Annotated in this window: 21 protein-coding genes; 2 read left to right on the top strand and 19 right to left on the bottom strand. The window is 68.3% G+C overall.

The annotated features are described in order from the left end of the window. Positions 1 to 479: 479 nt before the first annotated feature. Positions 480 to 929 carry a hypothetical protein gene (locus tag OG395_RS55815; RefSeq protein ID WP_327249861.1) on the bottom strand — a complete coding sequence of 150 codons (450 nt, stop codon included), beginning with the start codon at positions 927 to 929 and terminating at the stop codon, positions 480 to 482. Positions 930 to 1,090: 161 nt separating this feature from the next. Between OG395_RS55815 and OG395_RS55810 the strand changes: the two genes are divergently transcribed. Continuing rightward, a complete protein-coding gene (locus OG395_RS55810) occupies positions 1,091 to 1,294 on the top strand; it encodes a hypothetical protein (RefSeq protein ID WP_327249860.1) in 204 nt (67 codons plus the stop codon). Here OG395_RS55810 and OG395_RS55805 read toward each other — a convergent pair. The 8 genes from OG395_RS55805 to OG395_RS55770 all read right to left on the bottom strand — a co-directional run bounded on the left by OG395_RS55805 (position 1,277) and on the right by OG395_RS55770 (position 10,019). After that, positions 1,277 to 2,266, bottom strand: a complete 990-nt coding sequence (locus tag OG395_RS55805; RefSeq protein ID WP_327249859.1) for a pentapeptide repeat-containing protein — start codon at positions 2,264 to 2,266, stop codon at positions 1,277 to 1,279. The two genes, OG395_RS55810 and OG395_RS55805, sit on opposite strands and share 18 nt — an antisense overlap. Before the next feature lie 272 nt (positions 2,267 to 2,538). After that, the gene (locus OG395_RS55800) at positions 2,539 to 2,952 is read right to left on the bottom strand and encodes a hypothetical protein (RefSeq protein WP_327249858.1); all 414 of its coding nucleotides are present in this window, start codon (positions 2,950 to 2,952) and stop codon (positions 2,539 to 2,541) included. A 45-nt stretch (positions 2,953 to 2,997) separates the two neighbouring features. Beyond that, complete coding sequence (locus tag OG395_RS55795) at positions 2,998 to 3,519, bottom strand: hypothetical protein (protein ID WP_327249857.1); 522 nt, start codon at positions 3,517 to 3,519, stop codon at positions 2,998 to 3,000. 810 nt (positions 3,520 to 4,329) lie between these two features. Beyond that, entirely contained in the window at positions 4,330 to 4,851 is a 522-nt protein-coding gene (locus OG395_RS55790) for a hypothetical protein (protein ID WP_327249856.1), read from the bottom strand. 27 nt (positions 4,852 to 4,878) lie between these two features. After that, entirely contained in the window at positions 4,879 to 5,823 is a 945-nt protein-coding gene (locus OG395_RS55785) for a replication-relaxation family protein (RefSeq protein ID WP_327249855.1), read from the bottom strand. A 14-nt stretch (positions 5,824 to 5,837) separates the two neighbouring features. Continuing rightward, positions 5,838 to 8,015, bottom strand: coding sequence for an ATP/GTP-binding protein (locus tag OG395_RS55780; RefSeq protein ID WP_327249854.1), 2,178 nt, complete (start codon positions 8,013 to 8,015; stop codon positions 5,838 to 5,840). Next, positions 8,012 to 8,470 (bottom strand): hypothetical protein, encoded by a 459-nt coding sequence (locus tag OG395_RS55775; RefSeq protein WP_327249853.1) that lies wholly within the window; start codon positions 8,468 to 8,470, stop codon positions 8,012 to 8,014. Before OG395_RS55775 ends, OG395_RS55780 begins: the two co-directional genes overlap by 4 nt. Before the next feature lie 1,300 nt (positions 8,471 to 9,770). Then, the gene (locus OG395_RS55770; protein ID WP_327249852.1) at positions 9,771 to 10,019 is read right to left on the bottom strand and encodes an integrase core domain-containing protein; all 249 of its coding nucleotides are present in this window, start codon (positions 10,017 to 10,019) and stop codon (positions 9,771 to 9,773) included. A gap of 206 nt (positions 10,020 to 10,225) precedes the next feature. Between OG395_RS55770 and OG395_RS55765 the strand changes: the two genes are divergently transcribed. Beyond that, a complete protein-coding gene (locus OG395_RS55765; protein ID WP_327249851.1) occupies positions 10,226 to 11,236 on the top strand; it encodes a metallophosphoesterase in 1,011 nt (336 codons plus the stop codon). Between the two features lie 210 nt (positions 11,237 to 11,446). Here OG395_RS55765 and OG395_RS55760 read toward each other — a convergent pair whose 3' ends face one another. The 10 genes from OG395_RS55760 to OG395_RS55715 form a co-directional block, all read right to left on the bottom strand. Further along, positions 11,447 to 11,800: an SH3 domain-containing protein gene (locus OG395_RS55760; protein WP_327249850.1), complete on the bottom strand. Its 354-nt coding sequence runs from the start codon at positions 11,798 to 11,800 to the stop codon at positions 11,447 to 11,449. A gap of 536 nt (positions 11,801 to 12,336) precedes the next feature. Beyond that, positions 12,337 to 13,491, bottom strand: coding sequence for a C40 family peptidase (locus tag OG395_RS55755; RefSeq protein WP_327249849.1), 1,155 nt, complete (start codon positions 13,489 to 13,491; stop codon positions 12,337 to 12,339). Continuing rightward, the gene (locus OG395_RS55750; RefSeq protein WP_327249848.1) at positions 13,488 to 15,806 is read right to left on the bottom strand and encodes a hypothetical protein; all 2,319 of its coding nucleotides are present in this window, start codon (positions 15,804 to 15,806) and stop codon (positions 13,488 to 13,490) included. The genes OG395_RS55755 and OG395_RS55750 overlap by 4 nt, the downstream gene beginning before the upstream one ends. Next, positions 15,803 to 18,346 (bottom strand): ATP-binding protein, encoded by a 2,544-nt coding sequence (locus OG395_RS55745; protein WP_327249847.1) that lies wholly within the window; start codon positions 18,344 to 18,346, stop codon positions 15,803 to 15,805. Before OG395_RS55745 ends, OG395_RS55750 begins: the two co-directional genes overlap by 4 nt. A gap of 1 nt (position 18,347) precedes the next feature. Continuing rightward, positions 18,348 to 18,959 carry a hypothetical protein gene (locus tag OG395_RS55740; RefSeq protein ID WP_327249846.1) on the bottom strand — a complete coding sequence of 204 codons (612 nt, stop codon included), beginning with the start codon at positions 18,957 to 18,959 and terminating at the stop codon, positions 18,348 to 18,350. Continuing rightward, positions 18,956 to 19,243, bottom strand: coding sequence for a hypothetical protein (locus OG395_RS55735; protein ID WP_327249845.1), 288 nt, complete (start codon positions 19,241 to 19,243; stop codon positions 18,956 to 18,958). The genes OG395_RS55740 and OG395_RS55735 overlap by 4 nt, the downstream gene beginning before the upstream one ends. A 13-nt stretch (positions 19,244 to 19,256) precedes the next feature. After that, complete coding sequence (locus OG395_RS55730) at positions 19,257 to 20,423, bottom strand: conjugal transfer protein (RefSeq protein WP_327249844.1); 1,167 nt, start codon at positions 20,421 to 20,423, stop codon at positions 19,257 to 19,259. Next, the gene (locus OG395_RS55725; RefSeq protein ID WP_327249843.1) at positions 20,420 to 20,686 is read right to left on the bottom strand and encodes a hypothetical protein; all 267 of its coding nucleotides are present in this window, start codon (positions 20,684 to 20,686) and stop codon (positions 20,420 to 20,422) included. The genes OG395_RS55730 and OG395_RS55725 overlap by 4 nt, the downstream gene beginning before the upstream one ends. 53 nt (positions 20,687 to 20,739) lie before the next feature. Beyond that, the gene (locus tag OG395_RS55720; RefSeq protein ID WP_327249842.1) at positions 20,740 to 21,639 is read right to left on the bottom strand and encodes a hypothetical protein; all 900 of its coding nucleotides are present in this window, start codon (positions 21,637 to 21,639) and stop codon (positions 20,740 to 20,742) included. Between the two features lie 475 nt (positions 21,640 to 22,114). Continuing rightward, entirely contained in the window at positions 22,115 to 22,564 is a 450-nt protein-coding gene (locus OG395_RS55715; RefSeq protein ID WP_327249841.1) for a hypothetical protein, read from the bottom strand. Between the last annotated feature and the right edge of the window lie 130 nt (positions 22,565 to 22,694).

The raw sequence follows: 22,694 nt of genomic DNA, 5'->3' as shown, positions 1-22,694 counted from the left end.
CTCCCCCGCGTGCCGTTCTATCAGTTTTTGAGTCCCTTGAGTCCCTTCGGTCCCTGGCAAAGGATCTTCCACTGGGTGAAATGCGAAGTATCTGACGTTTCGCGAGAGGCTGAAGGGGCTGCAGGAAAGAAGTAGTGACGGTAGAGCACAGCCTGCAGGAGGCAGCGAGGCTCCAGGGGGCGGCGCGGGCAGGCCTCAGCCAGAACGTGCTTGGACTGAGAACCAGGGGCGGGTTCCTGCTGGTCCCTGGCTTCAGTCCCTGACAGAAGACGCAGGTCAGAGTACGTATAGGTAGCTCATCAGGGACTGAAGGGACTGAAATCCCTAATTATGGGCTAGCTCCATATGCCTGGGGAAGATTCATACGCCCGCGCATACGCGCACACCTAGTGGCGTCATAATGCATAACTTGAGTCCCTTCAGTCCCTGACTCAGGCGCTGAACCTCCTCTGACCTGCTGTTATACCCAGGGACTGAAGTCAGGGACTGAAATCAGGGGGCACTGCCGGTACATACCTCCCCGTCCTCCATTGGCGAAGCACTCCCGCTCCGACGGGTATCCCCCAGCGCAGAAAGTCCCCCTGACCGGCCGGCTGAGGCGTGCGGCGAGGGCTGTGGCCTGCCGGCGGTAGGTGGGCCGGGAGCGCTGGACAAGAGAGACGACGAGGTCGCGCGAGCGGGCTGCGTTCCAGGTCCTCGGGGGCCAGGTCCTCGAGTTCCAGGAGGTGGACGAGGACGGCAGTGTCCTCACGGCGCAGGTCGTAGCACCGGGCGACCTCCAGGCGGAAGGTGAACTGGCGCTCCCGCGAGGGCAGCCGGGCGATGTCGACCTGGTCGGCCAGGCGCAGCCCTTCGACGGCGTCGCCGTCCAGCATCTGCACGGACACGCCGTGCAGCTCGGTGTTGGTGGGGCCGAACTCTGTCCACATGGTGTTGCCCTCCCCCGTCTGGCCGGCGAGGGGGAGTACGCGCTGGGTCAGGCGGTCGCGGGCGGCCCAGGCGCGGCGCGGCGGGTGCGGGCTTCGGCGACCACCGCGACCAGCTCCAGGGCGCCGCGGACTGCGGCGGCCTCGGGGATGGCGAGCGCGCGGTGGAGGTCGTCGGCGGCGCGCAGCGCGACGTCGGCGGCGTCCTTCTCGTCGCCGGCTTGGGAGAGAAGGACGTGGCCGAGGTTCCACTGGGCGGCGGCGATACGCAGTGGATCGTCGGCGTGTTCGGCCGCGTGCAGGCCACGGTCGGCACCTATCAGGGACAGGTCGAGACGGCCGGCACGGCGTCAGTACGAGCGCAGTAGCCCGTACAGGTCCGTGGCTACCCGCAGCGACTCATGCCTCTCGGCCGGGTCGGTGCCGTACCGGCGGGCGCGGACGGTTGCTTCGACATCGTCGATCAGCCGGGGCAGAACCGCCTCGGCTTCGGTGAAGCGCGTGGGCGAGGTCTGCCAGATCCTCCAGAGGTCTTCCACCCGTTCCCGGAGACTGCAGGCGGTGAGCGGTTGCCCCGGCGGGGCGGGGCGCTGGCCCAGCAGGGCGCGGACGACGTCGGCGCTGAACGTCGCGTCGATGAAGGCGACCGTGCCACTGAACGTCGCGCCGGCGAAGGAGGTCGTGCCGTGAAAGTGGCTGTCTGAGAATTCACCGCCGTCGAAGACCGCGCCGCTGAAGTCGAGATGGCAGACACTCCAAAAGGTCGGTGCTTGTGGTTCTCGCAGGTGGTCTCGGATGACTCGGATGATGGTGTGGCGGACTTCGCGTTCGCCCTCCTTGTACTTGTCCGACGTCGGATCGGTCTCGTGGGGCATGCGTGGGTAGGCGCACAGGACGTCGATGCAGACCTGCCGTTGTTCTTCCCAGTCGTCGGCGAGCCGGGCAAGCGCGTAAACACCAGCAAGGCGCACGGCGGGATTGTCGTGGCCTAGTTGATCGGCGGCGGTGGTGTAGCACTCGGCGAGCTGGCTGGCGCCGACCCGGTGAGTATCGCCCTCAGCAAGTTGCTGTTTGCGGTAGGCGTAGATGCCGGCGAGGACGGCGCCGCCCAGGGCCAGGATGGTGATGGTGATCTTGATGACGTCATTGACGTCGACGGGCTTTGGCGGCTTCGTCCTGTCGGCCGCGTGCGTCAAGAGGCTGTCGACGCCCTGGTACACCACGTAGCTGGCGGCGCCGACTACAAGGACGGCGAGCGGGGCGACGAGCCAGACAGACCAGAGTTTCGGGGTGTACCGGCCTCTTGAAGGCTCGTTCGTCCGCCGGGGTGTATTTGCCACGTCTTGATCGCGGGGTTTCTGGGCTTCCTGTAGGACCCGTTTGGACGAATGCGCTGGATCAGGCGCGGCAGGCCTTGGCGTGCGCGGTGAAGGTTGAGATCCCTGCGCTGAGGGGGTGGCGCGCCTGATGGAACACGTAGCTGGCCGCCGTTGCCACTGTCGGCTCGGATCCGCTCCCGCTGTCGTCGCAAGTGCTGGCGGGTTATAGTGCGGGTGTACCTCTTACTCAGGCACAAGGGCCCCGCCAGATCTGGCGGGGCCCTTGTTTTGCCTCATGCCACCTGGAGGTTCGGGCGGCCCTCAGTGGGTGGAGCTGTGACGTACGAGGGCAGCCTGAGGTTCGGGAGCTCACCCGCTTTGATGGCCTGCAGGGTGTGCCGAAAGGCCACTTCCATGTCGTCGTGGCTCGCGTACTTGGCCGCGAGGGGATGGAGCCGGTAGCTGTTGCCTTTTCGTCCCTCGCTGGAGGGGCGCAGGACGATGTTCAGATCGCACAGTGGTGCCATCAGGAGGCTGACGGCCTGTGGTGTGATCTTGTATTCCTTCGCCATGTCCTTCTGCCGTACGGGCAGGTGTCCTCCGAACTCGGAGCGGAACACCAGGTAGTGGAGAAACTTCACAGCTGCCCCGGAGACGGGTACAGCCCAGATGCGATCGGAGACGATCGGAGACAGGACCTCAGCCATCAGGCCACCCTCCTCATTGTCGGCTGCCAGAGTACGTACGCAGTATCACCCGGTTCTCTTCTCCCTGGTGTAGGTGCCCCGCCCAAAGTCGAACTCCTCCTGGTGCGGGTGCTCGGGGCCGATGTCGTGAGGGAAGGCGGTGGGGTCGTGGTCGTGCTCGGAGGCGATCTCTGCGAGCACTTCGTGCTGGGCTGTGCTGTTGCCCTGGAACCAGAGGGTGACGTTGAGACGGATCTTGCCGTTTCCGGCCCTCTCCACCCACTTGTAGCCGCACAGAGCCCCGATGGCGCGGTTCACTGTGGACCGGGTGATCTTCTTGCCGCCCTTCTTCTCGGCTAGCTTGTTCAGCCCGTCGGTGATCTCCTGCTGCGTGTACTGGGCGATTCCGGTGCCCGGGACCTGTCCCCCGGCCACGAAGAGGAAGACGCACAGCTGCGACTTCGTGATGGAGTTGGCGACGGCCAGCTGCGCGAGGAGCTGGGTGAACCAGTTGCTGGCCAGGCTGTAGCCGGCGTTGCCCGCCATGTTGTGTACGGCGCGCGCGTCGTTCTCGAACTCGAACGTCACGCCCTTCAGCTTGCGGCTGCTGCGAGGGTCAGCGGTCTGGGCCGCTTCGCCCAGCTGCCTCCCCAGGACGCTGAGGATGTCGTCATATGCGGCATCGTCAGGCGTGCGCGAGGGAACAGCTCGTGGCCCGCCCGGACGACGCCGGGCCGGCTGCTCAGATGGCACAAGACCTCCTTAGTACTCAGGCGTGACAGACACTATCGGAAAAATCAACGGGGGCTTGTCTTTTGGCGCACCGGCGCGCCTTCGGCGTCAAGCTCGCGGCTCCAGCGGTCCGGTCGCACAGAAAGTCAACTCAGGCTTGTTTCTCATGCCACACAGGACCATGAAATCAAGCGTCACTTGATTTCATGTGCCGCATGGAGCGCACATTTGCTGGACCGTCACGGCGGGGAACGGCATCGCGCTCCCCGCATCCCACCTCGCTGACCAGGGATGACGCGGCCCATCTCGCGAAGCCCAACCGATCAAGCGCTGCTTGATTTTTCGGGCCGAACGTGACGGCCAGGTTGACATCTCAGCATGCGAAATGTGCTCTACAGGGCAACACGCATCCAGCAAACACGCAGGTCAGAACGGGTTTACGCGGCTGGGCCTCTTATACAAGAGCCACCGGGCCGCGGGTGAGGTTCTTCCCCCAGCGGGAAACTGGCCGAACGTTCTCCCCGTTTCGCAGCCCAAGTCGAACCGTGCCTAAAACCTGTGCCATCGAAAGTCAGCCGTAACGAACGTCGCTGTTACGACGGCGATCAGTGGCCACCTGCACCACGAATGCGCCCAGCCCAGGTACTTGGTCTTTCGCACCTTCAGTCAACGGTTGGCGCGAGGACGGCCTCGTGCACCCTGCGGGGCACCGCAAGCCCGCCAGGGCTGAGGAGCTACCGCACCTTGCGGGCCAGTGAGGGTCTGCCAGAAGGGCAGCGTGCTGCTCAGTGATGTCGCCTGGACAAGTCGGGAGGCATGCCGGTATTGCTCCGCGTCGGGCTTTCGGCGAGCGGCGGCTTCTTGTGGGTGTAAGAGGCGGGTGGTTCTCGGCCGGAGAAGGAGATCGTCTATCGTGCCGCGGCCGTCGGTCTGGTTCTGCCAGCCCTCCAGGATGTGGTGGATGATCGAGCGAGCCGTCATCTGGTATTCGTCGCGGCAGTTTTCGGTCTGGGACAGCGCGCCGATAGGGCGGGTGTGGCAGTACAGCGCGAGAAGCTCCCTGACCAGTGGCGAGAACGGCCGGGCGATGGCGCCAAGCTCGTCGCAGGCACGGTAGTCGCCCGGCATTGCCGCAGTGTCCGGCACGGAGGCAGGCTCCTTGAATGGGCGGCTGGATCTGAAGAGCATGATGTCTTCCTTCTGTTGAGGCGTTGGTCAGGCAGCGATGGCCTGCGGGCGTAGCCAGGCGTCGGTGTGGTCGGCGGGGCCGAGTACCGGGGTGAAGATCGGTTCGAAGGGGCCTCGGTCGCGGAGTTCTTCGAGCGTGGTGACACCGGCCCGTAGCCCGGTGGTGGTGAATGCCGGGTCGCTGGCGGCGAGGCTTCGCAGGTCGGCGACACGCCGGGTCAGTCGGGCTTCGGAGGCGCCGGTGAGGATCAGGAGCAGGCGTGGGAAGGCCGGGTAGCGGTAGCGCCAGGCCGGTGTTGTCCCGGCGCGCCGGGACGTCTTGGCGCCGCGGCCGGAGGTCTGCTGCGGGGTGAAGTCGTAGTAGGCGGCGTAGGCGTGGAGTTTCTGGGCGAGGCGGGCGATGGTCATCTGCGTGCGGTCGACCTCGATGAAGAAGGTGAGCAGGGCGCGCTGTTTGGCTTTGGGGTCGGTGTGGACGTAGTTGAGGACTGCGTCCGGGATGAGGCTGAGTTCCTCGCCCGGGCGGAAGTCGTCGCGGTAGTAGTGCGCAGTTTCGGGGGTCCAGTCGAGCGGCCCGCATTCGTGGTCCAGGCGACGGGCCCAGTCCACGAACGCCAGGCCTGTCTCCACGGTGGCGAGGGTGTGTTCCTGCAGCGGGCCGAGGGCCGCTTCGGGGCTCATGCGGTAGGGGCGCTGGGGAAGCATGCCGACCGATTCGACAGCGTTGGCTCCCTTCTCGGTGAGCCACCACAGCAGTTCGGTCTGGCCGCAGACGCGCCGGCCAACGGTCTCGGCCAGGCCCGTCTCTCGCATGGTGTGGAGCTGGCGCCGAAGGTACTCAGCGCGGGTGTGGTGCGGGGTGATGAGCTGGTGCAGCTGCGTTGTCGAGACCAGGCGGTGCTGGTAGATGACCTGGGCTGCTTGCCGGGCGATCGGGCCCAGGCCCGTGGGGCCGGCATGGGGGTACGGCATCACGGTGCTCCGTTTCAGTCGATGACGGTGATGGGGTCGCCTCCAGCGCCCGGGCCGACGCGGCGGCCGGTGTGGTGGGCGAGGACGACGGCATCCAGGTCCTCAAGGTCGGCGAGGATCTCGGCGACAGGCCGGCGCTGGAGGTTGGTGTCGATCGCCTGGTCCAGCTCGGGGACGCCGGCGGGGTTGTCGTAGTGGGCGAAGATCTCTTCGACCGGCAGGCCGCGGACTCGGAAGGGCCTGGTCGGCTTGCTGTTGAGGCTGATCGACATCACGTAGTGGTATTTCGGGAGCTCGGTGATGGTCTCCGGCGTGACATGTCCGTTCCAGCGCCGGGCGACGAAGGCGGCCTCGTCATAGTCGGCCGCGCAGGTGCTGAGCAGGGACTGGTTCTGCAGCAGGGACTGCCGGGTGATCGCGGACAGGCGCAGCGCCATCTGCGTCATGCCGATGAACCTGACCTCGTACTTCCTCAACTGTTCGGCGATGGCAGCCAAGAAACCCTTACTGGAGGCATCCAGGGCGGTCAGCTCGTCCCCCCAGGCCCAGAAAGTGGCGCGGCCCTCGCGCGGGGTGTCCTGCCGGGACAGGCCGGCACGGTGCAGATCGTGAATCAACAAGCAGGACACCAGCGCGTCACTCTCACTGCCGGAGGGGCAGACGAAGACCACACGGCTGGTGTCCATCGCCTCGCGGACGTCGTATGCCGAGCGCGGGCTGCCGAAGAACGCCTGCAGGCTCTGGCTCGTATCGAGCCGGTCCAGGACGTATGTGACGGTCGGCACCGCATCCGACGCGAGCTTCGGAAATGTCATTTCCCAGTAGGCACGCACCCGCTGCGGCAACTTGGGCAGCAGGGCCTCGCGCCAGTCCTCATCAGTCAGCCAGGTCCGCAGCTGGAACAAGGTGCACTGCGCTTCCGGCTCGCCCGCCTGGACGGCCTGGAGGTTGAGCAGGGCCAGGGCCTGGGCTGAGCGGGCCAGGATCGTACGGGCACGCGGGGCCCTGTCGCCCCACTCCTGGGCGGCGGCAATCCCTTCGGTCACCGAGCGGACGACGTCCTGGACGTCACTGAGGGCACGGCCCTCCATGGACAGCGGATTCCAGGAAACGACCAGCTGGTCCGATGCCGCTTTGGCCAGGTTGATCTCCCACACGCGGGACGCGATCTCGGGGTGTGCCAGATACGGCTTCGCGCGGGCCCACCCCTCACCGTGCGGGTCCAGGAACCACGTGCCGTACCCGGAGTGGGCCATCGCGATGCACTGCACCAGCGCGGCCTCGGTCTTGCCGTGGCCCGACTTGCCCAACTGCAGGCCAAACAGGAGATCGTTGACGCGGGCGGCGCCAATGCGCTCGCGCCCGTCGGAGTAGACGACAGCGCCGAGCGGCACCAGGTCCCGCTGCCCGGTGTAGACAGGCAGATCGGACGGTGCCGGCGGGACCAGGCCGCCAGAGCGCACAACGCTAGGGGCACGGCACTTGACGGTCGGCGGCTTGAGGAAGCCGGCCAACTCGGGCACGGTCAGCCACTGCCGCTTCCGAGGCGCGAACTCGCCGGTGGTGAACCGTTTCTCGAAGGACGCGATGCCCCATCGAGTACGCGGCCGACGGGGCTTGAGGTAATTCTCGCCGGACGTGGCGGAGAACGCAGCGATCAGCTGATTCATACGGGCGAGAGCAGCCTGCGGGTGCCCGGCCTCAGTCCGCAGCAGCAGCTGCACAGCGAACACGGCACCGGCACCCGGATCGAACTTGCCGACGCCATCACGCAAGTCGGTCATGCGAGGCAGCCGCTCGCCACGGCCACCGGCGGTCTTGCCACCGGACCAGCCAGCGAGGACCGATTCCCACGCCCCTCCCCCACCCAGGCCACCAGTCAGCCGCTCGCCATACGCCGAGGGGCCGCGGCGCTTGGACTGTGCAAGCAACCGACGCCGGCGCCGGGCGAGCCGTCGCTCGCGGACGGGGACCAGGTCCAGAACGACGTCGGCCCGCTCGTTCGCCTCGGTACGCACCGACGCCATGGCAGCCGCCAGCTGCTGGAGCGGGTCTGGGCTCAGGCCGAGGGAAGCGAGCGGCTTCTGGTCGGGCAGTGCCAGGGTCAGCTCGACGCGCTGCACATAGCGGTAGGAAGGACGGCGGCGGTCGTCACCGGTGGCGACCTTGGTGAAGCCGACGGTGGCGGTCACTTCGCCCCCTGGGTCTGCTGGGGGAATCGGACCGGCTGGATGTCCTTGTGGGCCTGGTGGGCTCGGACTTCGACCTCGGCGAAGCCGGGCATAGCCAGCACGGCATCCGCGGTGGCCGGTCCCTCGAGGAAGCACCGCATCGTGCCATCCTCGGCGCTGTAGCGCAGCCGAGCAGCCGAGCCGCGGGCCGGTACCCCGTCGGCGGCGTGGTGGACCCGGCCGAGCTGGCGCGCCCAGCGGCCGACCTCGCCTTCGCTCGGGTCGAACGTGCTGGTGGGAACGACTTCCACGGTGACGCGGTCGGCGAGGGTGTCCCGTACGAGACGGGCGCGCCGCACGGCCACGCAGATCCAGATGGCCAGGGCGACCGGAGAGAGCGCGGCCAGGTACGGGGTGGCGGCGGCCCAGTCGACGGCATCGAAGAAGACGTCGGCTCTTGGCAGGTCGATCCTCATACCGGCCGCCGGGCGGTCTCACGGAGCGCTGCGTACATGGTGGCCTCCTGGTCGGTGCGGGAAGAACTCCCCTTCACCTGGACCAAGTCAGGCCGGAAGACCGATTCAGACACCAACCACAGGACTTTGCTTCTCCTTTACCTCTGACTGTCTGGCTCTCGAGGCTGCTTGTCCGTTCTCACCCAAGCCAGCCGCCGTCTCATCCAATCCAGTCGGCTGACTTGGGGGGCAGGCATGATGGCACCTCGGAGAGGTGCTGAAGGGGGAGCTGTGGGGTCTCGTCGACGAATGGTGCGGGCTGGCGTAGCAGTCTTACTGCTAGCTGCAGTCGTTGTAGTTGTCGCCGTACCGGGGATTGGCAAATGGATCGTGGCAGCGGTCCTCGCCGGGCTCGCCTCAGCTCTAGGCGGGCTCGTGGCGCGCAGTGCCGACAAGGTCATCACACGTGGCCGTGACGCCGTGCTGGCCCCCACACCCTCGGCCCCACTCATCGTGATGGCCTACCAGACCCCCGGCCTCAGTGGGCACATTGGCCCTGTGCCCGAGGACCTCGAGGCCCGGCGAAACTCCACCGGCTGGGTAGATCTGGGGAGCAGCGTCGTGCACCTGACTGTCGAAGCCACCGTTGAGCGTGCAGTGATCCTCAGCAAGCTGGACATACGCGTGGAATCACGATGTGCCCCTCCCCGCATTGACGAAGTCGAGCCACCTCCGATGGCTGAACCTATGTCACCGGAGCAATTGCGCACTTTCCATGTGGACCTCAGCGACCAGACGCCCGTGCCGAGGCCAGCCCACGGCGTACCGGACTTCCCGTACACGGTCTCGCACCTTGACCCCGAGCATTTCTTCCTCAGAGTGACCTCCGGCACGCCAGGAGATGTCACGTGGCGTGTTGGAGTGCACTGGCTCTGCAATGGACAGTCAGGGGTCGTGATTGCTGACCGGGAAGGACAGCCCTTCCGGCTCGTAAAGACTTAAAACGCACATTGATGTCCGGTCGCGCCGAGGACGCCTATCTCAACCAACTTGGTCCGCCCTGGTCAGCGGTCCGCGATCGACTGACTTCGGTGAGAACGGTCACTGCTTGTCCTTTGCCAACGAATCCAGGCGCCCTGTCATGGAACTCAGCCGTCGAGGGCTCCCTGCTGGCTCTGCTCTCGCTGGAGCGACGCCTTGCAGAGCTAACATGCCGACGCATCAGACCCGCGAGATCACCCATGTGTGCAAACCGCTCAGACGGTCCCCACGACCGTACAGTGAGCTGTTCCGAGTTTCGTAGCAGCCGGTTTGTATGGTTTCAGGCGGCGTTCGTAGTCGCCTGGGATCGGTAATGCTGGGCCTCGAATTCCTCGGGCGGGAGGCAGTCGAGGGCTGAGTGCAGGCGCTCGGTGTTGTACCAGGCGACCCACTGGACGACGGCACGTTCTACCCGGTCAGCGTCCCGCCAGGGTCCTTGGTGCTCGATCAGCTCAGCCTTGAACGAGCCGTTGGTGGCGCCGAGGCACGCGAGGAGGCAATCAGCGCCGCCGGTGGTCTTCGAAGTCATGCCCGTGATCCGGCCAGTGACTTTCCGCTTGTGCCCACGACAGACGCCGACGACAGGGTGCACGGTTGCGGCCGGTAGGCGGGGGCGTCAAACCGGCTTGGTCACCGCGACGGTGGCGAATGTTCATCCACTCTCTGCCTGACCATCGCACGTCAGTTCATGCGCTCACACTCGGATGGGTCCACCCATGACCAGGAGGACTCACGATGACATCGTGGCGCCGCGCCGCATCCGCCGTACTGTCCGTCAGTGCGCTGGCAATCACTCTCTCGACCGGGCCGGCAGCTGCCAAGGACGACCCCTTCACCTTTGCCGTGATCGGTGACGTCCCCTACGGCGACGCCCAGATCACCGACTTCCCGAACGTCATCAACCAGATCAATGCCGACCCAGACGTGAAGTTCGTCGATCACCTCGGTGATATCAAGAACGGTTCGACGGTCTGTAGTGACACCTACTTCCAGCAGATCAAGTCGGACTTCGACCAGTTCAAGGATCCGCTCGTCTACACCGTCGGCGACAACGAGTGGACCGACTGCCACCGGCCCAACAACGGTGGGTACAACCCGCTCGAGCGCCTGTCCGCGATCCGGCAGGTCTTCTTCCCTCGGCCCGGTCGAACGCTCGGGCAGCACAGTGTGCACGTGGCCTCGCAGGCTGACCAGGGCTACCCGGAAAACGTCCGGTACACCCGGTCCGACGTGGCATTCGCCGCTCTGCACATCGTCGGCAGCAACAACAGCCTCGCCCCGTGGACCGGCAACACCGCGCCCACAAAGGAGCAGGCCGCCGAGGTTGCCGGACGCGTCGACGCCGTGCTGCAGGAGATCCACAAGACCTTCGACGCGGCCAAGGACGACCGCAACAAGGCCGTTGTCCTGCTCACTCAGGCCGATATGTTCGACCCGACGGTGACCAACCCAGCCTTCGCCGACTACTCCGCCTTCAAGCCGATCGTCGAGGCGATTGCCAAGGAGTCGGCCACGTTCCACGGCCCGGTCTACCTCTTCAACGGAGACAGCCACGTCCACAACAGCGACAAGCCGCTGGACGCCGGCTCCAAGTGGCTCTCCTTCTACGGGGTCACCTCCGCCGCGCCGAATCTGACCCGGGTCACTATCGACGGGTCAACCGCCGTCGACAACTGGCTGAAGGTGACCATCAACCCCCGGTCCAAGAATGTCTTGAGCTGGACCCGGGTGCCTTTTACCTCCTGACCAACCAGCAGGCGCGGTCCGCGCAGGAGCAGCTGGACCAATGCGTGGCCCCCCGGCGGTGGTGAGCCGGACGCCGAGGGTGCGCAGCATGGTGGTCTGCGGGGCGCGGCGACGGGGTCCTGTTACGGCCCTCATCGGCACGGCTCAGCGGCACGAGATCCGGGTGACTCCTCCCCGCCCTTCAGGGCGGGCAGGAGTCACCTATTTCGGTCAGTCCAACTGCATACATACCTGCGGCTTGAGGCCGGACCTTGCGACCCAGCCCGTGGTGCCGGATTTCAGGCCGGACTTGGAGCGGTCTTGCAGGCTCACCCGATACCACGCTCCCTTTGCCCCGTCGCCGCTGATCGAGTCCGCTGGGTAGAGCATCCCGAGCTTCGTGTGTTTCGTGCTCGGGCCGCTCCGCAGCCGCAGCGCGGACTTTGGCTGGTAGCCGCACGAGTTGAAGTCCCGGGCCACGACGGCCGTTGAGGCCGTGGCTGGCAGGGCATGGGCCGCGGGGGCGGGCAGCAGCGTGCACAGTGGCGCGGATACGGCCAGGGCATACGGGAGGAGCTTTCGCATGCTCGGCTCAACCGATCGTCGCCAGGCTCTCGTCACGGGCCGCCCCAATTGATCACCCGTATGTGCGACAGTCGCGAAACATCTCGTCAGACACGCAGTCTGAGCGCGACGAGCGCGTGGCGCCGCCCGATGGGCAGAGTCGCGGCCAGTCCGGCGAGCGGGGCCTCGACGTCGTCCTCGGCGAACGCCTCGCGGCTGGTGCCGGCGGGCGGTCAGTGCTGGTTGCCCGTACGGTCGGTATGGGTGCCCTGACAGGACGGTACTCATGTGGCCCCGCGGGTCCGTCGCACGTACCGCGGGGCCCCTTCGCGCGCTACGTGCGACGCATCAAGCAAACGGCCGGCCTGCCCCGGACGGCTGCGGCAAGGCGGCCTAGCCGCCCGTTCGGGGCGCATGACACGTTTCCTACCGGCAACCCAAGATCCCCGTCAGTTCGCGAAATCTGAAGGCTCCTCAGCGGGAACCCGCGGCCGCGTTTCGCTGAGCGGCGCGAAGCTGGGTGATGCCCGCCCCCGCAGACCGTGACCGCCTGAGATTCAGGGTGCGATGCGACGGGCCACCAGGATAGTTCCGTGGGTCGCGAGCTCAGCCACTTCTACGACTCGGCCTGGTCGGGGGGCGTGCACGATCAACCCGTCGCCGATGAACATGGCGACATGTTCGGGTCGGGATGCCGTGCCGTTAGTTAAAACCAGGTCACCTGGCTGTAGAGCCTTGGCCGACACCGCCCGCCCGTCCTTGATCTGCGTGTAGGTGGTCCGGGTGATTTCGATGCCGGCCACCCCGTAGGCGCGTTGCATCAGGGAGGAGCAGTCGCACCAGTTGCGGGCGTTGTTGCCGTGGGGGTTGGTGCAGGTGCCGCCCCACTGGTACGGGGTGCCGAGCTGTCCGAGGGCCCAACGGATCGCGTTACGCGCCTGGATGGGGGCGGTGACGGGGATCTGGTATCCCTCGGGCAGTGTGCCCGCGGGGATGCCGCCGTAGTCGGTGCCGGCCTGGGTGACGCAATCGGCCCCGAAGCCTGCAGCCGCCGGGATGATGCCGGGGATGGCGGCCACGGTGCCGAGCGTTGGCGCGATGGCCTGCTGCAGGGCGGTGGCGAGCGCTTCGTGCTTGGCGTACGCGTCGGGCAGGCCGGACTTCTGAACCTTCTGGGCGGCGACGGTGATCGGCATGCTCTCCCAGTCCTTAAGGGACTTCAGTGCCTTGTAGAACTTTGTGGCTGCATACACCGGGTCCATGATCTGCTCGCGGGTCCCCCAACCCTGGGAAGGGCGCTGCTGGAACAGGCCGAGGCTGTCGCGGTCGCCGTGGTCGACGTTGCGCAGGCCTGACTCCTGCAGGGCCGTGGCGAGCGCGATGACCTGACCGCGTGCCGGAATGTTCATCTGTGCGCCGGTTGCCACGATGGCCCTCGCGTTGGGGATCTGTTCCTTCGGCGAGGGCAGGCCGGCGACGGTGACGTCGCTGCTGCTGCCGGCGAGCACCGCTTTGACCTGCTGGGCGACCTGGGCTGTGTTCACGTCCATGCCGCCGGTCCCGTTGGCGGCGCACTGGGCCCGTGCGGTCGCGGCTTCGGCTTCGCTCTGCCCGATGCCGGCGACGTGCGCGGCGATCGCCGCCAGGAGGACGATCGCCAGCACGATCAGGCCGGCGGTGCTGGCCAGCCGCCTTTTGTTCTTCTGCGTCACGATGGTCCTTGCGGGGGCCTGCGTCGGCGGGCCAGTTCCCGCTCTTCCTGGTCGGCGAGCCAGGCGTCGAATCCGCCCGGCCCGCTCACGGATGGGCTCGGTGGGGTGGCCGCTTGCTGGGTACGCCGCGAGACGGCCCGGTGGGCCTGGATGTGCCGGCGGGGACGGCTCGTCGGGTCCGCGGCGGGCAAGCCGGTGGTGAACGTCGTCGACGAGGCCGCTGCGGGAGCGGTCCGCGGGCGAGGGGTGCGGGCAGCAGGTCCTGTCCGGCGCGGCGAGCCGGCCGGACGCATAGGGCCGGCGGAGCGTGGCGGGTGCGTCGGCCTGGGCGGGCCGCCCTGGGGGCCGTTCGGCTGCGGACCCTGTGGTGAGGTGCCCGGGCCACCGGGTGCACCAGGCGGGTTGCCCGGGCGCCGTGTGGGGCGGCTGGCGGTGCGGGCGCGGTGCGGCCGACCGCGTCGGCGGCCGGTCTGCATGCGGGTCACCAGGGCGGTTGCGCCGACGGTTCGTGGCATGGAGTAGGCGATGGCGGCGAGCGGGTTGCCCTGGGCGAGGGAGACGCCGGCCAGTGCGCCGCGGATCAGGCCGCGGGCGGTCTTCCTGACGATGTGGCGGTTCTTGGGGACGGCCGAGGTGGCGGGCCCGCTGAAGATGGAGCCGTGGGTGCCGCCGATGCGGGCGGCGGACATCTTGGCGCGGAAGTTCGCGGCGGTCTGCTTGGAGCGGGCGGACAGCTGCTTGCGCTTCTTGACCGCGCCGATGCACACGACGTCGACGACCAGGAAGCGCAGTGTCAGTTCTCTGCCCCAGTCTTCCTGCACCGGGTCGAGGACGGCCTGGACGATGAGGACGAACACCGCCAGCGCGATGACGGTGGTGAGCATCTGGCCCAGGGAGCGGAGCACGGAGGCGGCCCAGTCCCACAGAAAGGCGCGGCCGGCGCCGGGGATGGTGCCGGCAATGAGCGCGGGCTCGCCGCGGACCGCGTCCCAGGCGATGCGGCACTGGGCGACCAGGAAGCTGCCGGCGAGGCCGGAGATAAGGACGCAGATGATGATGGCGGCGATGAGGAGGAAGAGTCCGCCGCCGAGCTTGTCGAGGCTGGCCTTCTTCGCAGCGTCGGCGTCGCCGGGCACGCAGTTCTTTTCGAAGCGCTCCATGGGCGGGTCGCCGAAGTGGTCGACGGCCCACCGGGTGCTCATGTCGATCTGTGTGTCGTACCAAGAGGAGACGGGCAGGCCGACGGGGCTGAGGTAGTCGGCGAGGCCGGTGAGCTTCTTGAGCTTGTTGGTGCGGGAGTGGACTTGCCGGTCGAAGGCCAGCTGCGCGAGCCGGGTGTCTGCGTACTCGGTGGCGCACTCGCCTTCGAAGACGCGGCCGTACTGCAGCAGCATGGCGGGTTTGACGATGAACGCGTCCGTGAGCGCGTCGGTCAGCGGCCGCGACAGGGTGCTGCTGGTGGCCGGGGTGGTGACGCCGTCGTTGGCGTTCGGCGTTGCCGGGTTGGCGTCCAGGATGACGTCGGCGACTTCCAGGGCCAGGCCGCGGGTCACCGCGATCGCCCCGTCCTGTTCCCCGAGGAGTGTGTGCGGGGTGGAGGACAGCAGCGTGGTGGTCAGCGCCGCCAGAAGCAGGGACAGGGCGGCGTCACCCCAGCCCCTGGCCTTGTCACCGAAGAAGATCCGGGCGACGCAGATGACCGTGCACACCGACAGGAACAGCGCGGGCAGGCCCATCTCCAAGATGACACGGGTGTGAAGGGAGTCGGCGACCGACAGCACCGGGACGAGCAGCAGTTTGGCCAGGCCGAAGGACAGGGACCAGGCGATGAGCCAGCAGCAGAACGCGATCAGCCACTTGGTGACCATGAAGCACAGCTCGGTGAGCAGGTTCTCGATACCCAGGTCCCAGTCCGTCAGGCCGCCGGTATCCGACTTGACGGTGTAGACGCTGATCGGCAGGCCGTTGGAGTCGGTGACGTCGAATACGCCGAGGACACCGCCCTCGTCGGGAAGCAGCTTGCGCAGTCGCTCCTTCTCCGTGTCGAGCATCGCTTCCTGCGCAGCCTTGGAGAATTTCTCGCCCTGCTCGCGCATGACCTCCTCGATCGCCTCGATCTCTTGCGGCGTCGGGGTGCGCTGGGCGCCGGCGGCCGGCGAGGTCGGGGACGGGGTGGGGTTGGGTTCCGCGTGAGTGGGCAGCGACGTGAGCAGGGTGAAGGTGGTGGCGGCGAGCGCGGCGAACAGCAGCGCCAGGCGCAGCCGCGCGGCCCCGAGCGCTCGCAGGCGTAGTCGCCACGTGAGGAGCGTGGTCATGCTGCGGTCCGGTAGTCGCTGGGGGTGGTGTGGATGACGCGCATGATGGCCGGGTCCATCGGGATGAGGACCTTCATCAGTCCGATGCGGCCGGTCAGGTCCCGGTACAGGCACTCCCCCGCCCGGGCGAGCCTCTCTTCCTCGGGCAGGTCCAGCGGCGACAGGCCGGCGGTGACCAGGTCCAGCAGTTCGGGATCGGTGGCATCAACGCCGAGGAACTCCAGGCCACGCTCGGCGAGCGAGCGAGTGGTCTGGCGGAAGAGGAGCCGGTGCGGGATCAGGCCGCGGATGATGGCGCCCTTCTCGCTGTCGGCCGGCCCGATGTCGTCCGGGTCATGGGAGCCGACGTACGCGGCGGCATTGTGCTTACGGCCATCACGCATGAGCTCGAGCAGCAGCTCCAGGCCCTCGTCGCTGGAGGTGAGCCACCAGCATTCGTCGAATACGGCGACGCCGAACTCGTCCTTGTGCCGCATGACGGTCTCGCGCGCCACGGCGGCGATCAGGTACATCAGCGAGCGGCCCAGAACCTTCTCGAACTCCAGGCGCTCGATGCGGTGGTCGGAGGCGAGCTCGCTCTTCTTGGGCAGGGCGAGGGAGTTGACGAGGAACACGACGCTGTCGGCGCGGGCCGTGTCCACGACCGGGAGGGTGTCGTCGAAGACGACGGCAGCGAGGTCCTTGCGCGCTACGGCCTTGAGCTTGCGGGCCAGGTTCCGGGCGAGGGTGTCCTCTCCCCCACGCGCAACGAGCTCGTCCATCAGGGCGCGCATGGAGGGCTTGGGCCGCTCGAGGACGGCCTGCACCGCTTCGGACAGTGCAACGCCTTCCAGGTCCATCGGCTTCACACCGAGCAGCAGCGTCAGGAACGACTCGCAGAAGCGGGCCGCGACCTTGGGGCTGTCCTTCACATACAGGCGCAGCGGGTCGAGGGAGACTTCGGCACTCTGGTCGATGCGGATGACCTGGGTGGTGCCGGGGCAAGCCTGCGCGAACCTCGCCCATTCCTCTTCCTTGGTGCGGTCGACGATGACGGCGCGCCCGCGGCTGTTCGGTTTGCCGGGCTGGTGGCCGCGGGCCAGGACGTTGTAGACCGCCGACTTCAGGCCGACGGACTTGCCGGCGCCGAGCTCGCCGATGAACGCCATCGACGCGGACGCGTTCTCCCGGGGCCCGCGGGCCGGGTCGACCATGACGGGGCGGGCGCCGCCGGAGGCGAGCTGCAGGCCGAACAGGCCGCCCCTTTCGTCGCCGAGCTGGGAGCCGCACCAGGGCATGGCCATCGCGAAGTCCCGGGCGAGCAGGTACTGGGCGTATCCGGTCATCACCCGCGGGGTGCGGCAGCCGGGCAGCATCGTGTGCCACAGGCTGGTCTGCTCCCCCACCGGGCGGGAGAACGTGTAGTCGGTGGCGCCGAAGTCGCTGGACAGGGCGGCCGCGCGGTCCTGGGCTTCGTCCGCGGTGGTCCCCCAGACCGCCAGGGTGACCATGGCTCGGATCTCGACCTCGCGGGCCGAGGCGGTGAGCCGGTCGCGGAACTCGTCGTTGTCCGCCTCGTTCTTCGCGAGCGCTGCCGGCGGGCCGGCCGGGTCGCCCTGGTACTCCGCGGCCTGCGCCTTCAGGTGCCGGGCGCGCTTGCGGGTCTTCGCCTCCGCCTTGGTGCCTGGGGTGATGACCAGCCGGGCGGTCCAGTCCACGGGGTAGGCCAGATCGTCCAGCTGCTGCAGGTACGCCGCCCCGGGCAGCGCGAAGGCCTCCGGCATCTCGGACAGGGCCAGCATTGCCTGGTAGGAGTCGCCCCACTCGGAGGAGATCTGAACGAAGCGCCGCTCGAACGGGTTGCCCGGTGCTGTGCGGCGCTTGGTGAAGTCGGCGCCGCCCTCGGCGAGCAGCACCTCCCCCAGGGCCGCGACCGTACGGCCGCGGCCGCGGATACCCCGCTCGGTTCCGTCGGGCAGGAACGGCTCCGCCAGCCCGCGGCGCGCGCTGTGGCCGTAGATCCACAAGATTTCCGCCTCGGTGGCCGGCCTCATCGACACCCCGGTAGGCCACTGGGCATGCATCCGCTTGGCCTGCTCAGTGCGCCGCTCGACTTCGCCGGCGGTGATAGGTGCGGGCATGAGGCCGAGCTGCAGCGCGACTTCGGCCTTGGCCGCGGCGAACGCGGACAGGGCGGCGTCCTTGCGGGACAGCGGCGGCAGCGGGATCGCGAGCCAGTCGGTGCGGCCGGTCAGCTCCATCTCCTCGAGCTGGTCCAGCACGGCGTGGCCGAGCCGTTCGTAGCGCGGTGACTTCTTCAGGTCGACGTCGGCGACCATGGCGCGCACCACGGCGATCGGGTCGACCTGCGGGCACAGCGACATCAGCATCGGCTCGCCCGTCAGCGACTTGAACAGCGACTCAAGCGACTTCAGCCGCCGCTGCTTCGCGGTCGCCGGCGCGTGGGAGTAGTTAGCCGCAGCCACCTGCCAGATCGCCCACGTGGTGCCGTGCGTGGTGAAGACGAGGTTGTTGGCAACGTGCCGGATCGGCAGGCGCATCTCACTCCTCCGGGTCGGTTCGTGCGGACGCGGCGCGGCGGGCGAGCAGGGCCTGCACACCGGACGCCACAGGGGCGCCGGCAGTCGCATCGGGGGCGGGTGTGGCCGGCGCCGGCCGCGCAGGGTCGGTGACGGCGACGGCCGGCCGTGCCGCTGCGGGGGCGCTGTCGGCCACAGGACCCTCGGCGGCGACGGTGATGAGCGTGTCGCCGCTCACCGGTCGGACCGGGCGGAAAGGCCGGCCATGCAGCCGCCCCCACCTGGGGCCGGTCACCATCACGGCGACGCTGACCAGAGCGGCGAGAGGGTTGCGGCCATCGATGTGCAGATGCCGCAGAACAAACGCGGCCGCGAACGGCAGGCCGAGCAGCACCACCACGTCCATCAGCCCGTGCCCGCCCCAGACCGCACGGGTCAGGATCAACGCCACGAACGTGCCGACGATCGCCGCGAGCTGAGTGAGCGTGTACGGGCCGCCCGGCAGTCGGATCCCACGGCCGCCGTTGACGTCGCGGATAACACCGTGAACCAGCGGGGCACGACGGGCCTTGGTATAGCAGCGGCCGACCAGCTCGTCGCTGGTCTCGGACGCATCGACAAGGTGGGTGGTCACTGGTCACCCGGCCCGGTGAGTTGCTTGCCGCCGCCGTCGTACTGAGTGATGTCCTCGGTTGTCTTGTCCTTGAGGGTGTCCATGTTCGCGGCGCCGCCCCAGACGATGGCTGCGAAGATCACGGCCATGATCGTCGGCCCGGGCGCCTTCGTCTTCCAGCCGACAATGACCACGAAGGCGCCGCACAGCACCGGGATGGCAACGTTGAAGATGAGGGCCTTGATGTCATTGCCGAGGCCGGTACCGGTCTGGATCCAGCCGGCGGCGAGCGTGATGTCGTCCATGGCGTCTTCTCCTTCAGGAGGTGGCGGTGGGGGTGGGAGCGGCGCTGGGGATGGAGGCGGTGCTGGGCGCTGTCGAGGGGGTCGTGCCGGCGCTGGGGGCGGCCGGCGCGACGGACGCGGTGGGAGTGGTGGCGGTCGTGGGGGCGCCGTCGAGGCTGGCGATCTCCCAGCGGCCGGCCCGGGCCTTGAGAGTCAGCGCGTAGGTGAGCGGGACACGGACCTCGTCGTGGCCCGTGGCGCGCAGCGCGACCAGCAGCCGCAGCGTGGTGCCGTCGTCGGGCACAGTGGTCACCGGCTCGGTGCCCTGCTCGCCCTCGATGGCGAGGGTGTCGACCGCGATGCCCGTGTACGGCGCGGGAGCGACGGGGGCGAGGTGCGTTCCCGGCGCGAGGTAGCGGTCGAGTTCGCCGGCGCCGGTCAGGTAGGCGGTCAGGAACTCGGTGACGGCCTGAGTGCGCGGATCCGATGGAAGCGCAGGCCGCATCAGCCCATAGACGAGTCCGGGAGCCTTGATCCGCTCGGGGGCAGCGACTTCGGCCGGCATGGCCAGCGCCGTGTAGCCGCTCGCCCCGCCAGCCGTGGTCGCGGTGGCGACCGGGACCTGGAAGTACCGCACGGCCCGCGCGGCCGCGGCCTTGGCTTCGTCCTTGTCGTCACGCTGATGTCCGTCGGCCGACTTCGCGACCGGTTTCGTGTTGGTGATGCGGGCGGCCACCGTGACGGACCAAACCCGGGAGTCGGTCTGCCGCAACCGAACGACGGTGAGCTGCTCGCCGTGTCGTCGGCCCGAATTCCCCTCCAGGCGCAGGCTCGTGACGTCCGGGTAGTAGGCGGCGAGCTCGCCCTGGTCGCCCTCCCCCGCCGAGATGAAGGCGGCGACGAAGAGCTGGGCGAAGCCGGCCGCGCCCTGGGCTCCGGTTGCAGCCGGAGCGACGGGCGTCGGCTTCTTCTGTGCCGGTCCGGCCTGTGCCGGTGCCGACAGATACGCGAACGCGCCGAGCAGCGGGCCGAGGACGAGCAGACCCCAAGCCGTCCAGCGGATGGCGGCGGCGGTGTTTGCCTGGGCGCCGGTCGACCAGCCAGCCACATCCTGCGGCCCCTCGTCGATGTCCCAGTCCTGCGGTTCGGTGTCCGGTACAGCCGCTTCCTCGGCCGGGCGACGGTTCCATGCGGACTTCATGCCGACTCTCCGAAGGGCCGCAGGGTGTGGCCGGCCAGTTCGGCGATCCGCCGGCGCAGCTCGGTCTCCGGGCGCTGCTGCAGCGTCTCCAGGGAGGCGAGGACACCGTCGGCGTCCTTGGCGAGGAAGGCGCGCAGCCGGTCGTGGGTGTGGGTGTCGAAGGGGTGCGACACGAGCGCGGCGCCGAGCTGGATGAGCAGACGCTGGGCGCGGGTGACGCGCTCTTCGTCTGCATCCAGGGGCGCCTTGACGGTCTGGGGCATGCGGGTGTCCTTCTCTGGGTGTGGGCGGACGGTGGACGGGGGACGAGGCGGGGTCATGCCGCAGGCCTCAGCTGCAGCGAGGCCGACAGGCGCGCCACGGCACGGGAGCGGCGGCGCTGCCACGCCGTGGCGGTCGTGCCGGTGTAAGTGGCGGCGACGGTGTCGGGGAGTGGGTCGGTGGTGTAGTGCCAGGCGATGGCGCGGCCGTCGGCCGGCGAGAGGGTGCCGCTGCCCATCGCGTCCAGGACCAGCTCGAGTAGCTCCAGGCGGGCGCGGCCGGCTTCGCCTTCACTGACGGCCCCAGTGGGCTGAAGGCCGGCGGCGGCCGCGGCCGCGCTGACGGTCTGTGCTTCGGCCATCTCGGCCGGGCCAGGCGTGCTGTCGGCCAGGTCCTGTGCGGCGGTCAGGTCTTCACCGTGTTCTTCGCGGTCGGCGGCGAGCTCCCGGCAGATGTGATGCAGCGTGTCCAGAGCGAGGTTGGCGGCGGGCCGGCCGGGCCGGGTGTGGATGCGACCGGACCGGGCGACGACGTAGAGGGCGGCGATGGTCATGTGACCGATGTCGTCGAAGGTGCGGCCACCGAAGGGGCGGACCTGGCCGCGGGTCATGCGGACCGCGGCCGGGATCATCGCCTGGACGATGATGCGGGCGGCGAGCGTTGCCGATCGGTCACGGCCGGCCGCGCGGCCCAACAGGGCGCGGAGCACGGCATCGGTCAGCGCATCGGTCACGGCCCCGTTGGGCGGCTGAAGGGCGGCGAGCAGCTGGGCGGGGCCGAGACCGCGCACCCAGGAATCGGTCACGGCCGCGACGTCGTCGGCCAGGCGATCGGTCACCAGCCAGTCGGTCACCGCGGCCTGGGCGGAGGTGTCCGCGCACAGGACTTCCCACTCCGCGTCCAGGCGTTCAAAGATTCCGCGGGCGGTGGGGGCGGTCGGCGGCAGGTTCGGCACGGCACTTCTCCTTTCGGATGTCGTGCCGTGAACTCTCCTCAGACCGGCTTGCCCAATGGCTTGCCCAACTCCCTGAAACAGCAGGTGGGAGGCTTGCCCATGTGGCGGGCAAGCCTCCAGTGACCGATTGGGCAAGCCTCCTCAGGGGCTGGGCAAGCCTCGGTGACCGGTCGATGCAACCCCGGGCAACTCGCACTGGCAGTGGGTAAGCCCTGCCGGAGAGGCGGAACGGTGCCCGCCTGGAGAGGCTCGTCGGCACACCGGCGAGGTGACCGATGAGGACTCTGCCGGTCATGAACGATGACCGATCCGGGTTCCATCAGTCATCGGTCACGGGCGCCGGAATCGGTCACGGCGCCATCGGTCACCTGCCACCGGTCGGTCACGCCCCCGGAATCGGTCACGCGACAGGGCCCGGACATGACTGGGGCCGATGACCGGGATCGGTCATCGGCCACTCGTCAGGGCGGTTCGGTCAGCTGCTGACCGACCGGAGATGCGCGCGGCCCTGCTGCCGCCGCTGCTCCTTCAGGTAGTCGGCCGCTGCGTTGACCCGCCGCTGACCGGTCTTCGGGGACAGCTCCAGACGGCGTGCGACCTCCGCTCCGCAGAGCTTCTGGCCAGCCTCCTCGGCCTCGGTGAGCCACTGGGCAATGGTCGCTATCTGCTGCTGCACGGGATTCAGATCGGCCTCCTGGGTCTGCTTCTCGGGCAGCCGCGCAGTTGCCTCGCCGCTGTCGGAGACCGTGGCCTCCCACACGGCCGCGTTGCCCGTCGCGGGCGGAGTCGCACCCGACGGCGGGACATGCCGAGAAGGCTGCTGCGGCACTCCCCCGCCGACAACATTCTCGCCTGCCACCGAGGCAGTCGGGACCAGGACCGGCTCGGCCGCGGACGACTGCGGGGCGTCAGCCGGCTCAGTCAAGTCAGTCCCGGAGAAGGAGTGGCTGTCCGCAGATGCGTCAGTCCATGCCTTGCCGTTGATCAAGAGGAGACCTTCATGGGTACAGCAAGGCTTTTTGACCGGTTACGGCCGAGCGTGACAACGGCCCCTC

It is taken from the genome of Streptomyces sp. NBC_01320 (genome assembly GCF_035974375.1).
Classification (GTDB): Bacteria; Actinomycetota; Actinomycetes; order Streptomycetales; family Streptomycetaceae; genus Streptomyces; species Streptomyces yanii.
Note: the sequence above shows the minus strand (reverse complement) of the source record. Positions and strands in the feature narration are given on the sequence as shown.

What these genes read in the sequence shown, in the direction of transcription:
- OG395_RS55735 (WP_327249845.1), bottom strand. Translation starts at nt 19,243, where the DNA reads ATGGACGACATCACGCTCGCCGCCGGCTGGATCCAGACCGGTACCGGC.
- OG395_RS55800 (WP_327249858.1), bottom strand. Translation starts at nt 2,952, where the DNA reads ATGGCTGAGGTCCTGTCTCCGATCGTCTCCGATCGCATCTGGGCTGTA.
- OG395_RS55725 (WP_327249843.1), bottom strand. Translation starts at nt 20,686, where the DNA reads ATGCCCCAGACCGTCAAGGCGCCCCTGGATGCAGACGAAGAGCGCGTC.
- OG395_RS55750 (WP_327249848.1), bottom strand. Translation starts at nt 15,806, where the DNA reads ATGACCACGCTCCTCACGTGGCGACTACGCCTGCGAGCGCTCGGGGCC.
- OG395_RS55765 (WP_327249851.1), top strand. Translation starts at nt 10,226, where the DNA reads ATGACATCGTGGCGCCGCGCCGCATCCGCCGTACTGTCCGTCAGTGCG.
- OG395_RS55760 (WP_327249850.1), bottom strand. Translation starts at nt 11,800, where the DNA reads ATGCGAAAGCTCCTCCCGTATGCCCTGGCCGTATCCGCGCCACTGTGC.
- OG395_RS55790 (WP_327249856.1), bottom strand. Translation starts at nt 4,851, where the DNA reads ATGCTCTTCAGATCCAGCCGCCCATTCAAGGAGCCTGCCTCCGTGCCG.
- OG395_RS55770 (WP_327249852.1), bottom strand. Translation starts at nt 10,019, where the DNA reads ATGACTTCGAAGACCACCGGCGGCGCTGATTGCCTCCTCGCGTGCCTC.
- OG395_RS55745 (WP_327249847.1), bottom strand. Translation starts at nt 18,346, where the DNA reads ATGCGCCTGCCGATCCGGCACGTTGCCAACAACCTCGTCTTCACCACG.
- OG395_RS55785 (WP_327249855.1), bottom strand. Translation starts at nt 5,823, where the DNA reads ATGCCGTACCCCCATGCCGGCCCCACGGGCCTGGGCCCGATCGCCCGG.
- OG395_RS55775 (WP_327249853.1), bottom strand. Translation starts at nt 8,470, where the DNA reads ATGAGGATCGACCTGCCAAGAGCCGACGTCTTCTTCGATGCCGTCGAC.
- OG395_RS55730 (WP_327249844.1), bottom strand. Translation starts at nt 20,423, where the DNA reads ATGAAGTCCGCATGGAACCGTCGCCCGGCCGAGGAAGCGGCTGTACCG.
- OG395_RS55815 (WP_327249861.1), bottom strand. Translation starts at nt 929, where the DNA reads ATGTGGACAGAGTTCGGCCCCACCAACACCGAGCTGCACGGCGTGTCC.